Consider the following 13,580-nt stretch of genomic DNA (forward strand, 5'->3'; position numbering starts at 1 on the left):
TTAATCTAGCTTAACGCCAATATATCTTCTTTGGTTTTGATTATTATAAATTACAATCAAAATTGTTTTTTGATTTGATTTTAAAACAGTGTCCACAATATCTTCAAGATTTTTAGTTGATTTTATCTTTTTCTTTTGTGCTTCAACAATAATATCTCCAACATTTAAGTAGTTTATAGGGCTATTTTTTCCAATATTTGTTATAACTAAACCTGTTGTTTGATTGGGTAACTTTCTTTCTTTAATATCATTATCATTTAATGGTCTTACTATAATTTTTAATGATTTAATTTCTGAAATTTCTGGAGTTTCTGTTTTTGTATCTTTTGGTTCTTTTTTTTTAAAGTCACTTGAAGTTTCCAATCTTCCTAATTTAATTTTTTTAGTAATCTCTTTTTTATTTCTCCAAACTTTAACTTCGATTGTTTTACCTACTTCTGTTTGTGCAACAATTATTGGTAGTTCTTTCATTTCATTAATTTTTGTTCCGTTAAATTCTAAAATGATATCTCCTGCTTTAATCCCTGCTTTGTCAGATGGGCTTTTTTCTGCAACACTAGCAACTAATGCTCCTCTAGGTTCATCTAATTTTTCAACTTCAGCTATTTCTTTTGAAACTACTTGAATTCTAACTCCTAACCAGCCTCTCTTAGTTTCACCAAATTCTATTAACTGACTAACAACTTTTTTTGCACTATTCGATGGTATTGAAAAGCCTATACCTATAGAACCCCCTTTACCCAGAATTGCTGTATTAATTCCAATTACATCACCATTCATATCAAATAGTGGCCCGCCCGAATTCCCTGAATTTATCGAAGCATCTGTCTGAATGTAATCTTCGTAACGAGAAAGACCAATTGATCTATTTCTAGCAGAAATAATTCCTGCTGTTACTGTGCCTCCTAAGCCAAAAGGATTACCAATTGCAATAACCCAATCACCAATTCTTGCTTTATCAGAATCTCCAAAGCTAACAGGTATGAACTTTTCTTTGGAATCTATTTGAAGGACTGCAATATCAGATAATGGGTCTTGCCCAATTATTGTAGCCTTATATTCTTTATCCCCACCCACTCTCACTACGATATCTTCAGAATCTTGGATAACATGGTTATTAGTAATTACTATTCCTTTTTCATCGATTATAAATCCTGAGCCTAATGCAGCAGATTTTCTAGTTTTAGGTGTCCCAAATTCTTTGAACATATCTTCAAAAGGTGATCCTGGAGGAAACTCAAAACCAGGAAATGGATTAGTATTTGTAGTTACAGTAGTTGTTGTTGAAATATTTACAACTGATGGCATTAATTTTTCTGCTAGGTCTGCAAATGATGCGGGTGCATCTTTTGCTAATGCTTTAGACGCAAAACTTATTGCAAATAAAATGATAAATAATTCTTTAATTCTGTTCATATTAACTTTTAATATACCAAATAATTATAAAACCTATAACTGCAAAAACTAATCCACCACTTCTTAACTGTGAATCTTTTATTAACTCCATTTTTTTTAACATATTTTTCATTTTTGAGGGAAATAAGGCATATAAAATTCCTTCGATAAAAAGAAAAAGACCAAAAGCTATGATCAACTCCTTCATAAAATTATGTTACTGAGACTTAGGTTTGATATTCCCAAAAAATTTAAAGAACTCACTGTCAGGTGATAAAATAACTGAAGTATCTCCACCTATTAAAGCAGTCTCGTAAGCCTGCATTGCTCTATAGAAAGCAAAAAACTCTGGATCTCTACCAAATGCATCAGCAAAAATTTTGTTTCTCTCACCATCTCCTTGACCTTTCATGATTTCAGAATCTTTATTCGCATTAGCTAGTAATACAGAAACATCTTTATCAGCAGTTGATGTAATAGTTACTGCCATTTCAGCACCTCTTGCTCTAAATTCTTTAGCTTCTCTTTCTCTTTCAGTTTGCATTCTTCTATAAATTGCTTCACTATTTGCTTGAGGTAAATCAGCTCTTTTAATTCTAACATCCACTATTTTAATTCCAAATTTTTGAGCTTCTGCGTTTACACCCTCTTGAATTAAAGACATTTGCTTAGATCTATCTTTTGAAAGTAATGTTTGTAACTCTTGTTGTCCTAAAACATTCCTAATTCTTGAGTTAATAATCGTTGCTAATCTTGATCTTGCAACTCTTTCATTTCCAACTGAAATATAAAATTTTAAAGGATCTACAATTTGAAACCTTGCAAAAGCATCAACAATTAATCTTTTTTGGTCTGATGCAATAACTTCTGCTGGTGGTGTATCAAGATTTAAAATTCTGCTATCTAAAAAGACAACATTTTGAATAAAAGGTATTTTAAAGTTTAAACCTGGTTTTAGTATGATTTTTTTAGGATCACCAAACTGAAGTACAATTGCTTGGTTAACCTCTTTAACAATGAATATAGAGAAGAAGGCTAATGCCGCTATTAAAATAATTATTGGTAATAAAATTTTTTGTGCTTTCATTAGTTACTTGCCTTTTTTTTACCTAGCTCTGGTAATGGTAAATATGGTACTACACCTGAGCCTGCATTTTTTTCAATTATCACTTTATCAATATCTGCTAAAACTTTTTCCATAGTCTCTAAATACATTCTTTCTTGAGTTACTTCTTTAGCTTTTGCATACTCATTATAGATAGATATAAATCTACTAGCTTCACCTTCTGCTTGAGCAACAACTTTTTGTTTATAAGCTTCTGCTGCTTGCATAATTTTTGCAGCTTCCCCTCTTGCTCTTGGAATAACATCATTAGCATAAGCTTCAGCTTCATTTTTAGATCTTTCCATATCCGCTCTTGCAGCTTGAACATCTCTAAACGCATCAATTACTTGATCAGGTGGATCAGCTTTTTGAGTTTGAACTTGTGTAATTTGAATACCACTATTGTATTCATCTAGAATTGATTGAATAATTTCCTGAGTTTCAATTTCAATTTGAGCTCTTCCCTCAGTTAAAACTGGTTGAATTTTACTTTTAGCAATTACTTCTCTCATTGCAGTTTCAGCTGCAGCTTTTACTGTTCCTTCTGGATCTTGTATTTCAAATAAAAATTTACCTGCATCTTTAATTACCCAGAAAACTGAAAAATCTATATTAACTATATTTTCATCACCAGTAAGCATTAAACTTTCCTGAGGAACATCAGCAACTCCCCCACCTTGTGAAAAACCACTGTCTCTCTCAGATCTAAAACCAATGTCAATTCTATTTACTTTTGTAACTTTTGGTGTCTGAACTGTCTCTACTGGAAGTGGAATGTGATAGTGCAATCCTGGTTGAGTAGTTTTAACAAACTTACCAAATCTTAAAACTACACCTTGTTCATCGGGCCCTACTCTATAAAGTCCGCTTGCTAACCATACAAAGGCTAAAATAATTAAAATTAGACCAATTGGTTTTTTTCCTGATGAACTTCCACCAGGTAAAAATCTATTTATCTTACTTTGAATATCTCTAATAATTGCATCGATGTCTGGTGGTGTAGGTCCTTTACCAGAACCGTTTCCTCCACCTGGAGGTGTTCCCCATGGGCTTCCACCTCTACCTTGAAAATCATCTGACATATGACAAAGTATATAATGTCTTTCTAATAAAAAACAAGTAATGATGAGATTATGACTGATAAAAAGCCAGAACTAAGTGACGCAATGAAGAAAAAATTGGAGCCTAGAAAGTTCACTAAAAATCCTATTTTGGGAACAAAATTTACAATAGCCGTATCAAGTGCAAAAGGAGGGGTTGGAAAATCAACCTTTGCAACTAACCTTGCTTTAGCTTTAAAACAAATTGGCTGCAAAGTAGGTTTACTTGATGCTGACATTTACGGTCCTTCAATTCCAAAAATGTTTGATATTAATGAAAAGCCAAAAAGTGATGGCCAGACTTTAACTCCAATTACAAAATATGACATTCAATGTATGTCCATTGGTTTTCTTGCAGACCAACAAACTCCAATGATTTGGCGTGGACCTATGGTTACTAGTGCAATTAAAACTTTCACACAAAAAGTTGGATGGAAAGATTTAGATTTCATAATTGTTGATATGCCTCCAGGGACTGGTGACACTCAATTAACTTTTTCTCAAGAAATTAAAATGGATGGAGCAATCATTGTTTCAACTCCTCAAGAAGTAGCTCTTCTTGATGTTAAAAGGGGTATCAAGATGTTTGATAAACTTGGAGTTAAAATTTTAGGTTTAGTTGATAACATGAGCTATTTCACCGGTGATGATGGGAAAAAATATAAAATTTTTGGTGAAGGTGGAGTTAAGCGAACTGCTGAAGAGTTTGAAAAAGAATTCCTAGGAGAAATTCCAATAAATCCTGAAGTTGGTAAATGTGGCGATGAAGGAAAACCAATTGTAGAGGCTAATCCTGAACATGAAATCTCTAAAATATATTTAGACTTTGCTAAAAAAATAAGAGCTACTTATTTAGATAATTAATTTTTTTAATAATTAAATCATTAATCATTTTTGCACCTATAAGTGAAGGATGATATCCATCATAAAAGAAAAAGTTATTTTTATCATGAGTTGAACATAAAGGAACAGATTCTTTTTTACAAAATGCTTTATATGAATAAACTTTATGAACTCTGGGCTTGTTTATGCTATCAAAAAATTCAATTACTTCTTTATTCTGCTTTAAAAAATCTGAATACTTATAGTTAAATACTCTGACCATATTTTCAAATTTTTTTTTTTGTAAATTTCTACCTATTTCAGGAATAGGATATAAAAGGATCACCTCATTATTTTTTGATAATTCATCAATAAGATCAATGAAAGCTCGTTCAACAACTTGTGGATTATGTTTTTTAGATTTTTTATCAACAAAAAGATTATCCCAATGTAAAGCTCTATCTTCTATTCTTTTGTTGTAAAAATATAACGAAGTTGCACCACCTAAAATTATTATATTATCTCTAGATTTTTTTAAAATCTTATCGATTTTAATTCTTAAATTATCATAATCTATATTAATTTTTTTTGAATGTTTATTTATTTGGTTAACATTTTTTAAATGAAAATATCCTGCACTTGTAATACTTAAAAATGAATAGTCAGATTTAGTTTTATCATAAAGATCATATGCAAGACTTCCCAAATGTGAGTCACCTAACAAAATTATTTGTTGTTCTTTTGATCCAAAATTGCAAATTCTGCCAAAACAAGCTTCATTATCTTGCTCTAAATAAAGAAAGGTATGTTTCTTTTGATAATTTTTTACTTTCAATCTATTGGTAAACCCCTCCATTGTAATAACGGTTACCGAATAAGTCACAATAATGAAAAAAATTATTGTTAATGAAGAGATGATAATCTTTAGAGAAACTTTTTTTCTAGCCGGTTGTTCAATAAAATAATATGTGAATATTGATAAAATAAATGTCACTAATATTAATAAAAATTTTTCTAAATTATTATTAAAAAAAATTTCTAAATGATTTGCAAATGAAAATATTGGATAATGCCAAAGATATAAAGAATAAGAGATTAAACCAATTTTAACGAATACTTTATAGGATAATATCTTTAGTATAAAATTGTCTTCATAGCTAAACCATAAGATTAAGCTAACACCTATTGCTGGTATCAATGTGTAAAATGATGGGTGAAAAATTTTGCCATCAAAAGAAAAAAATGAATAAACAATTAATGTTAAACCTAGAATTGGGAATATTTGACAGAGAATTTTGTTTTGCCCTCTATGACCTAGTTTAATTTCATAATATGCGAGTAATGAACCTAGAATTAATTCCCAGATTCTTGTATGTAGAAAATAAAAAGTAGCTGAAGGATAATTTTTACTACCCCAATCAGCTAATAATAAGCTGATAACAAAACAAATTAAAAAAAAATAAAGAAGATGTTTTCTTAGAAATTTAAATACAAGCACTAGCCCAATTGGAAATAGAATATAATACTGTTCCTCAACAGATAAGGACCAGGTATGTAGAAAAGGTTTCAATAAGCCCTCAGGAGATCCGTATTCTAGGCCAGAAAAATGAAAATAGAAATTCGAGGTAAATCCTAAAGAATATAAAATTGATTTTGAAAAACTTACTAGGTCAGTTGGATATAAATAAATCCAAGAGAAGGGGATTGACACCAACATTACAAATAATAAGGCTGGTAAAATTCTTTTAATTCTTTTTATATAAAAATTTTTAAATGAAAAACTATCTTTCTCTATTAACTCTTTTAAAATTATAGAAGTTATTAAGTATCCAGAGATTATAAAAAAAATATCAACACCTAAATATCCACCTGAAAAAACTAGATTACCAAATAAATAGAAATTTGCGTGATAAATTATTACAGCTAATACAGCTATTGCTCTTAATGTATCGATTTCTGGACGATACTTAAGTTTGATCATTTTAATTCTTTAATCTTTAAACAACTTTATTTTTCAAATCAAAAGCAATCATCAACTCATTCCATTCTCTTTTGGATAAGCCTGCACTATCAGGATTAACATCTTCACCTTTAATAAGTTTTTGAATGATAACTTTTCCTTTAGCTGAAACCTCTGTTCCACCCACTCTATAATCCATGAATGCATCATAAGTTATGGGCACCCATTTCTTAACAGTATCTAACATGATGTCTGCATAAACTCTTATTTCATATTGCGCATGACTATCGGCTCTTAACCTTAAAAAATTCATTAAGTTTAATAAATCAGTTTTCCAATACCACTGTGTATAAGTGTTTAAAGTTAAATTCATTCTTGCAAGTTCTCTTGCTAGTCCTTTTTTATTTTCATCAATAGTTGAACCATCAAATCTTTGATTGAGCATCATCTCATAATTATCATAAGTTTGTTCTGCATCATTTTTTAAGAGTTCTAAAACTTCATTTGCTTGCTCACCTTCAATAATATCACCTCTACCTTGCCTGTTACTTGAAGACTGTGCTGCTAAATTTTCCGCTGAAGGTAAATAAAATTCTTTATCCAAAATTGAATACCTTGCTGAGTACTCATTAACATTTGCTGTTCTATGTCTGATCCATTGTCTGGCAATAAAGATTGGAAGCTTAACATGATATTTAATTTCACACATTTCAAATGGAGTGCTGTGCCAATGTCTCATTAAATATTTAATTAGTCCTGCATCTGTTGAGACTTGTTTAGTTCCTTTACCATATGAAACTCTAGCTGACTGAACAATTGAAGAATCATCACCCATGTAATCCACAACTCTTACAAAACCATGATCTAATGCTGGCATTGCTTCATAGAGAATATTTTCAAGGTCTGGAACCGTAACCCTTTTTGTTTTATTTTGTTGAGATTGCTGCTCTTTAATTTCTTGTGTCTGCTTTATAGTTAATTTCATGGATTCTTAACTGTATTTATATTATTGAATAAGTATTGAAAGTTTTTTTTAAACCTTATGAACATAAATTTTAAGAAAAGAATTATAAAAATCACATTAATTTCAATTCTAGTATTGATTGTTATTTTAGTCTTAACTAATCCAAATAAAATCACTAGAAAGTTTCCTTTAAAAACTCAAATAAGCGTCGAAAACACTTATTTTGAGTATTATAATAAGATGAATGATTCCATCAGAATAATTCTGAGGACTGCAGGACTTGATCCTTTTAACGATATTCACAAAAGATATAAGCGTAAAGCCCCAAGAATTGAAAACTTAAATAACGACTATAATGTAAAATTTTTACCTAACACTCAGTATGGTAAAATGAAATTTATAAAAAAAAATATTAATTTTGATGTAAATCTTGAAAAGTATGCAGCTGGAGAGAAAGAATTTTCACTATATGGATTATTTCAACCTTTCTATTTAGAAAGCTATGATAATAAAATATTAATTATTCATGGTAAAGGTAGAATTATATATTCCAACTTAAGTGAAGTTGTTAGTGAAGACACTAAAGATATAAAATTTACAATTATTTCAAGTAATTTATTAGATCTTGCAAGGTCTGGACATGTAAATGGAACGTTAATTCATAATAATAAGATATATGTATCTTATCACATTAGAAAAGAAGAATGTGAATATTTTAGAATTGTTGTTGCTGATATAAATATAAAAAATTTAGAGTTCAAAGATTTTTATTCTTCGAATGAATGTGGTCCTAAGTATAGCGCAGGTCGAATGCAATTCTTCAATCATGAATCGCAAGATGGTTTACTTGTTTCAATTGGTATGGGGGCCTATAATAAACCTTCAACTTTCCCCCAAGATAAAAAAACTATAATAAGTAAAATAATTTTTATTAACCTTGATACAAAAAAACATATTGTATATTCATTAGGTCACAGAAATCCGCAGGGTTTATTAGTTGATGGTAACAATATTATTTCTACAGAACATGGGCCTCATGGAGGCGATGAAATAAATAAAATTATTTTTCAAGGTAATTATGGTTGGCCGATAGCCTCATATGGTACGGCTTATGATGATATTGATAAAAATGAAATTTCTTCTAAGGGCTATCTAAAAAGTCATTCTGATAGTGGTTTTATAGAGCCTGTTTATGCTTTTGTTCCATCAATTGGAATATCTCAAATAATCAAAATCCCAAATTCATTTTCAAATTTATGGCAAAACAACTATTTGCTATCTTCTTTAAATGATCAAAGTCTGTATCGAATTAAATTCAATAAAAATATAGATGGTATTCTTTCTATGGAAAGGATCTATGTTGGCTCAAGAATTCGTGATCTTAAATATTTTAAAAAAGCTAATGTGTTTATTTTAGCGCTAGAAGATCAGGTAGAATTAGGAATATTAAAATTAGAAATTGAATAAACGCAGCAAAGCTAATATAGTAATTATGCTTTATAGCTATAACGATAAATGAATTTCGTAATAACCATTACGGACGTGGGGGCAGTACCCACCACCTCCACCATTATAAATCATGGGGGGTGAAATAGGATCGACGGGTGACTAAAGGCTATTCTTTCGTTCGGGATTGTTCCACCGTAACGGGCTAAACTTTAAATGCTAACGAAAGTTACGCTATTGCTGCATAATTAACTTAGGTTAATTATAGAAGCACGGTCCGGGGCACCGGGTAACAGAACGCCCCTTACTACCCTCCTACTTTCCTTTATTTATAATGCTGATTAATGTTTAGACTACTTCTGGTCGTACATAGGTCGTAATTTTTAGTTTAAAAGTTTCTTTTTTGCCTTATCAAATTCATCTTGAGTTATTGCACCAGCATCTAGTAGCTCTTTCAATCCTTTGATTTGACTAACAACGTCACCTTTATTTGCATCTGTAGATTTTTTAACCTTTTTAGTTCCTTCTTTTTCAACATTAATTGATGCCTGTGTAAAGTTTTCTTCAGGGTTAAGTGTAAGTCCACCTTTAACTTTATTAAGTTGATTAAATCTATCAATTAAATTTGCTGAAATGCTAATATACTTTTTTAAAAATTCCTCATGCTTTGGATACTGCATAACTCTTTGCATGTGAAATTCGTTTGTAGCCCACTCTAAATTTTGGGGCTTTGGTACACCATCAAGTTCGGGATTATAGTAATAACTCATACCATATAATTTTGAACCTTTTGCATAAGCATACTTGCTATAAACAAATATGTCCGGTGATACTATTTTATTTGAGATTTCATAGTCTCTAACTATTTTCCAAAAACCTTTTTCAGCCCCAATATCTGACCTTGAATGATTTACCATCCAGCAAGCAAATCTCTTATTAACTAATTTTTTTTTTATAAAATATACATTTGTTCTTTTGCAAAACTTTGATGGGTTCCACCATTCCCATTCAGTATTTCCTGTTGCAAAAATAGATACTGCCCATCTGACAGTTCCACTTTTTTCATCAATTTGATATAACATTACATCTCTAAATTCTTTAGAGCCTTTAATTACACCAACAGTAAACTCTCCTGGTGGTAATGGAAACTTATCTCGTTTTCCAAATGATACTTCATTTTCAACTATGTCACCTACCTTGGCAGAAAATTTTGGTGCTGCATAAACATTTGCACTCATCAACAAACACAGAACCACGATCCCTAAAATTTTTTTCATGGACAAAAATCTTATCAGAAAACCTAGGTCGTAGATAGGTCGTAATTTATTTGAAACTTCTGATTATTTCTAGATTAGGTTGCATCAACTTTGTTGTAAAATAAGGATTATAGAAGCACGGTCTGGGCACCGGGTAACAGAACGCCCCTACTAATTTACAAATTTAGTTAAATCAGGTTTAAAATATTTAGGACCTTTCATAACTTTTCCAGATTCATTATAGATAGGTTTGCCGTCCTCACTTAACTTGCTCATATTTGAGTTTTGTACTTCTTCAAAACACTTATCAAGATCAATACCAAATGCATGTCCAGCACCATAAGTTACATATAATATATCAGTTAAAGCATCTGCAACTTCTAAAAGGTCATTATTTTCCATTGCTTCTCTAAGTTCTTCTAGCTCCTCTTTTATCAAATCATATCTAAGACTATTGATCTTATCAGTGCTAAAAGATGGCTTTGTTTTGACTTCTTGACCAAAGATTTCCATGAAAGTTTTTACTTTGTTAAAATTTGACATTTAGCTCCTGTAAGTTTTTAAAATTTAATATATAAGTATATTAAAATATTAATTATATATTAATCAATGAAATTAAGAAAAGAATTTGATAGCATTGGAAGTATCAACGTTTCTAGTGATAGATATTGGGGCGCATCAACTCAAAGATCTAATAAGTTTTTCAATATTGGAAAAATCTTAGTTAATATTTCCATAATAAAATCTATTGCAATCATTAAAAGATCTTCTGCTTTAGTTCATTATAAAGAAAAACAAATAAATAAGAAAATTACTAATTCGATAATAAAAGCTTCAGATGAAGTTATTAAAGGAAAATTGGATGAAAATTTTCCTTTAAAGGTTTGGCAAACAGGTTCTGGTACACAAACTAATATGAATGTTAATGAAGTAATTGCAAACAGAGCAATTGAAATATTAGGTGGCAAAAAAGGATCAAAAAAACCAGTTCATCCTAATGATCATGTAAATAAGTCTCAATCAACAAACGATGTTTTTCCATCAGCTATGCATATATCTGTTGCTCAAGAGACAATATCAAAACTATTACCTAGCTTAAAAACTTTAGAAAAAGAGTTAGCAAAAAAATCTAAAGAATTTAAAAATATTATTAAAATTGGTAGAACCCACTTGCAAGATGCAACACCATTATCACTTGGACAGGAATTTTCAGGCTATCAGGTACAGCTAAGAAAATGTATTGAAAGAATAGAGCTTGCACTTAAAGAAATATATTTTTTAGCACAAGGTGGAACAGCTGTTGGAACTGGAATTAACTCTAAAAAAGGTTTTGATAAAAAAATTGTTAAAGAGATTGCCAAATATACTAAAATCCCTTTTAAGCCAGCCTCTAATAAATTTGCAGAACTTGCAGCTCACGATTCTATTGTAAATTTTTCAGGCACACTAAATACTTGTGCTGTTGCATTAATGAAAATATCAAATGATATAAGATTTTTAGGCTCAGGACCTCGTGCTGGATATGGTGAATTAATACTCCCAGAAAATGAGCCTGGTTCATCTATTATGCCAGGAAAAGTTAACCCTACTCAGTGTGAGGCCGTAACAATGGTCTGTGCTCAAGTGATAGGCAATCATACTGGAATTACAGTTGCTGGTTCTCATGGACATTTTGAACTTAATGTATTTAAGCCAATGATTGCTCATAATATACTTCAGTCGATAGATCTTATTGCGGATAGTACTAAAAATTTTGCCGTTTATTGTGTTAAAGGAATTAAGGCTAACAAAAAAAGAATTAAAGAGCATCTAGATAACTCGCTAATGCTAGTAACAGCGTTGGCTCCACATATTGGATATGACAATGCTGCAAAAATTGCAAAAACAGCATTAAAAAAGGGAACTACTTTAAAAGAAGAAACTCTTAAAACAGGTCTCATTAAAGAAAAAGATTATGAAAGAATAGTGAATCCTAGAAAAATGATCTATCCCGCATAAGCACTAAATAGTTGATTTAGTAGGCGCTTAGTTTTAACTAAATTGTTTGTATTGTTGTCATAAAAACCTTCAAGTATATTCATCGATTGATTACTTAATTTATTATTATCAATCATAATATTATTAAATTTAATTGTATTATCGATAAAATAATAATCAATATTAGCGAAAATATTTTTAATCTCTTTCCTTCCTGCCCTGCCAGTGTTGAGAAAAGAAAATAGATTATTGGAGTTACTGATATTAAAAAGTAAATTCATATTTAAAACTAACTTATCACCATCAAGGAATAGGCTGCTATCACTTATCTCAAATAACCCTATCTTTTTATTAATAAGCTGCGTTTTATCAAAATTAATTTTACCATTAAATAAATTAAAATAAATTTTTGCATCATCAAAAAAATCTTGCCCTCCATTTGAATTAATAGTTATAGAGGTGTTTAAACTTATATTATCATTAAATAATAATCCTGATTTAAAAAATTCAATCAACGTCGAATTAAGAATAAATAGTCTGGATATTTTATTGTTATTTAACCTAATATTCAAATCTAAATCGAATGGACTAGTGGATATTTCTCCATCATATTCCACTTTATAATTTTTTAATTTCGAATTTTTAGATTTAAAAATAATATTCTTATCTGTTAATTCATACTCTGTATCAACTATGGAATTGAAAAAAGAAATAATATTATTTCCAAAAGTGGAATTATTATTATTTTTTATGCTATTATTTAAAATATTTAAATTAAGAGACTTTGCTTGGAATAAAAAATTTCTCTCTTCGAATAAAAAATTTTTCTCTTTAAATAAATCCTTTTTATTTTTTATCTCAAGGGTAAAAGGTATTGCAAAAATATTACCTTTTAAATTAAATTGATTTTCTAATTTTTTATCATCAAAGAAAAGGTTAATCTTATCGATTTCTATTATTGTGATTATTTCATCTAAATTATTTTTAAAAAATATATTACTTTTATTAATTTTAATTTTTTTATTAGAAAATTTACGATTAATAGAGTGATTTAATTCCTTAAAATCACTTGGTAATAAAAAAAAATTTGCATCATTTATGATTACTTCTTCTATTTTCATTTTTTCTTTATCAAAAAAATTTGATTTGTTTAAAAATATTTTTAATTCTCTAATTTCTGCAATATATCTTTTTTTACTTGAGTTATTTACTAACAGATTAGAATCTTTGATTATAAAATGTGGTGCTGGAAGAATACGATATGAAATATTTTCAACAAAGTTTAAATTTAATTTAAATTCTTTAAGCAACTTTGCTTTAATATTGTCTTTTAACCAATCCTTGTCATATAAAGTGGGTATTGATGAATAAAACAAATACAAAAATAATAAACAAATAAATGTTATTATAGCTTTATTAAAGCTGCTAATTTTTAATTTATTATTTGTTTTATTCTTAACTTTGAATATTGTATTTTCAATTAGATTATTAAATTTTTTAACAAATTGTTTCATAAATACAGTTGAAATTTAAATATCTTATAATGAAATTTTAA

The 13,580-nt window shown here is 29.3% G+C and carries 12 protein-coding genes and 1 other RNA gene; 4 read left to right on the forward strand and 9 right to left on the reverse strand.

All coding sequences use genetic code 11. The features are described 5' to 3' along the window. From ABXT55_RS05540 to hflK, 4 genes are read right to left on the reverse strand one after another with little or no spacing between them, the layout of a single operon-like run. On the reverse strand, window positions 1-1,416 hold the full coding sequence (locus tag ABXT55_RS05540) for a Do family serine endopeptidase (RefSeq protein ID WP_415284327.1): 1,416 nt from the start codon (window positions 1,414-1,416) through the stop codon (window positions 1-3). A 1-nt stretch (window position 1,417) separates the two neighbouring features. Then, window positions 1,418-1,603: a DUF2065 domain-containing protein gene (locus ABXT55_RS05545; protein ID WP_415284328.1), complete on the reverse strand. Its 186-nt coding sequence runs from the start codon at window positions 1,601-1,603 to the stop codon at window positions 1,418-1,420. A gap of 9 nt (window positions 1,604-1,612) precedes the next feature. Continuing rightward, the gene (hflC, locus tag ABXT55_RS05550) at window positions 1,613-2,482 is read right to left on the reverse strand and encodes a protease modulator HflC (protein ID WP_415284329.1); all 870 of its coding nucleotides are present in this window, start codon (window positions 2,480-2,482) and stop codon (window positions 1,613-1,615) included. After that, a complete protein-coding gene (hflK, locus tag ABXT55_RS05555; protein WP_415284331.1) occupies window positions 2,482-3,582 on the reverse strand; it encodes an FtsH protease activity modulator HflK in 1,101 nt (366 codons plus the stop codon). Before hflK ends, hflC begins: the two co-directional genes overlap by 1 nt. Before the next feature lie 51 nt (window positions 3,583-3,633). Between hflK and ABXT55_RS05560 the strand changes: the two genes are divergently transcribed. Beyond that, window positions 3,634-4,464: an Mrp/NBP35 family ATP-binding protein gene (locus ABXT55_RS05560; protein WP_415284332.1), complete on the forward strand. Its 831-nt coding sequence runs from the start codon at window positions 3,634-3,636 to the stop codon at window positions 4,462-4,464. Here ABXT55_RS05560 and ABXT55_RS05565 read toward each other — a convergent pair. Next, the gene (locus ABXT55_RS05565) at window positions 4,445-6,403 is read right to left on the reverse strand and encodes an acyltransferase family protein (protein ID WP_415284333.1); all 1,959 of its coding nucleotides are present in this window, start codon (window positions 6,401-6,403) and stop codon (window positions 4,445-4,447) included. The two genes, ABXT55_RS05560 and ABXT55_RS05565, sit on opposite strands and share 20 nt — an antisense overlap. A 16-nt stretch (window positions 6,404-6,419) precedes the next feature. After that, window positions 6,420-7,367: an FAD-dependent thymidylate synthase gene (gene thyX, locus ABXT55_RS05570; protein ID WP_415284335.1), complete on the reverse strand. Its 948-nt coding sequence runs from the start codon at window positions 7,365-7,367 to the stop codon at window positions 6,420-6,422. Window positions 7,368-7,424: 57 nt separating this feature from the next. Here thyX and ABXT55_RS05575 point away from each other — a divergent pair, with 57 nt between their 5' ends. Then, window positions 7,425-8,813 (forward strand): PQQ-dependent sugar dehydrogenase, encoded by a 1,389-nt coding sequence (locus ABXT55_RS05575; RefSeq protein ID WP_415284336.1) that lies wholly within the window; start codon window positions 7,425-7,427, stop codon window positions 8,811-8,813. After that, window positions 8,802-9,101: a transfer-messenger RNA gene (gene ssrA, locus ABXT55_RS05580) on the forward strand. Before ABXT55_RS05575 ends, ssrA begins: the two co-directional genes overlap by 12 nt. A 74-nt stretch (window positions 9,102-9,175) precedes the next feature. Here the strand turns inward: ssrA and ABXT55_RS05585 are convergent. Together ABXT55_RS05585 and ABXT55_RS05590 are read right to left on the reverse strand one after the other, a co-directional pair. Continuing rightward, window positions 9,176-10,069, reverse strand: coding sequence for an SHOCT domain-containing protein (locus ABXT55_RS05585; RefSeq protein WP_415284338.1), 894 nt, complete (start codon window positions 10,067-10,069; stop codon window positions 9,176-9,178). A 150-nt stretch (window positions 10,070-10,219) separates the two neighbouring features. Continuing rightward, entirely contained in the window at window positions 10,220-10,591 is a 372-nt protein-coding gene (locus ABXT55_RS05590; RefSeq protein WP_415284339.1) for a phosphoribosyl-ATP diphosphatase, read from the reverse strand. 66 nt (window positions 10,592-10,657) lie between these two features. Between ABXT55_RS05590 and fumC the strand changes: the two genes are divergently transcribed. Continuing rightward, the gene (fumC, locus tag ABXT55_RS05595; protein WP_415284340.1) at window positions 10,658-12,046 is read left to right on the forward strand and encodes a class II fumarate hydratase; all 1,389 of its coding nucleotides are present in this window, start codon (window positions 10,658-10,660) and stop codon (window positions 12,044-12,046) included. On the opposite strand, the gene ABXT55_RS05600 is transcribed toward fumC, so the two are convergent. Further along, complete coding sequence (locus ABXT55_RS05600) at window positions 12,034-13,539, reverse strand: hypothetical protein (protein ID WP_415284341.1); 1,506 nt, start codon at window positions 13,537-13,539, stop codon at window positions 12,034-12,036. The two genes, fumC and ABXT55_RS05600, sit on opposite strands and share 13 nt — an antisense overlap. Window positions 13,540-13,580 lie beyond the last annotated feature (41 nt).

This window comes from Candidatus Pelagibacter sp. Uisw_130 (genome assembly GCF_047722505.1).
Classification (GTDB): Bacteria; Pseudomonadota; Alphaproteobacteria; order Pelagibacterales; family Pelagibacteraceae; genus Pelagibacter.

Bases quoted from the DNA above. Each gene is read 5' to 3' on its own strand.
- ABXT55_RS05540 (WP_415284327.1), bottom strand. From the start codon at position 1,416: ATGAACAGAATTAAAGAATTATTTATCATTTTATTTGCAATAAGTTTT.
- ABXT55_RS05545 (WP_415284328.1), bottom strand. From the start codon at position 1,603: ATGAAGGAGTTGATCATAGCTTTTGGTCTTTTTCTTTTTATCGAAGGA.
- hflC (WP_415284329.1), bottom strand. From the start codon at position 2,482: ATGAAAGCACAAAAAATTTTATTACCAATAATTATTTTAATAGCGGCA.
- hflK (WP_415284331.1), bottom strand. From the start codon at position 3,582: ATGTCAGATGATTTTCAAGGTAGAGGTGGAAGCCCATGGGGAACACCT.
- ABXT55_RS05560 (WP_415284332.1), top strand. From the start codon at position 3,634: ATGACTGATAAAAAGCCAGAACTAAGTGACGCAATGAAGAAAAAATTG.
- ABXT55_RS05565 (WP_415284333.1), bottom strand. From the start codon at position 6,403: ATGATCAAACTTAAGTATCGTCCAGAAATCGATACATTAAGAGCAATA.
- thyX (WP_415284335.1), bottom strand. From the start codon at position 7,367: ATGAAATTAACTATAAAGCAGACACAAGAAATTAAAGAGCAGCAATCT.
- ABXT55_RS05575 (WP_415284336.1), top strand. From the start codon at position 7,425: ATGAACATAAATTTTAAGAAAAGAATTATAAAAATCACATTAATTTCA.
- ABXT55_RS05585 (WP_415284338.1), bottom strand. From the start codon at position 10,069: ATGAAAAAAATTTTAGGGATCGTGGTTCTGTGTTTGTTGATGAGTGCA.
- ABXT55_RS05590 (WP_415284339.1), bottom strand. From the start codon at position 10,591: ATGTCAAATTTTAACAAAGTAAAAACTTTCATGGAAATCTTTGGTCAA.
- fumC (WP_415284340.1), top strand. From the start codon at position 10,658: ATGAAATTAAGAAAAGAATTTGATAGCATTGGAAGTATCAACGTTTCT.
- ABXT55_RS05600 (WP_415284341.1), bottom strand. From the start codon at position 13,539: ATGAAACAATTTGTTAAAAAATTTAATAATCTAATTGAAAATACAATA.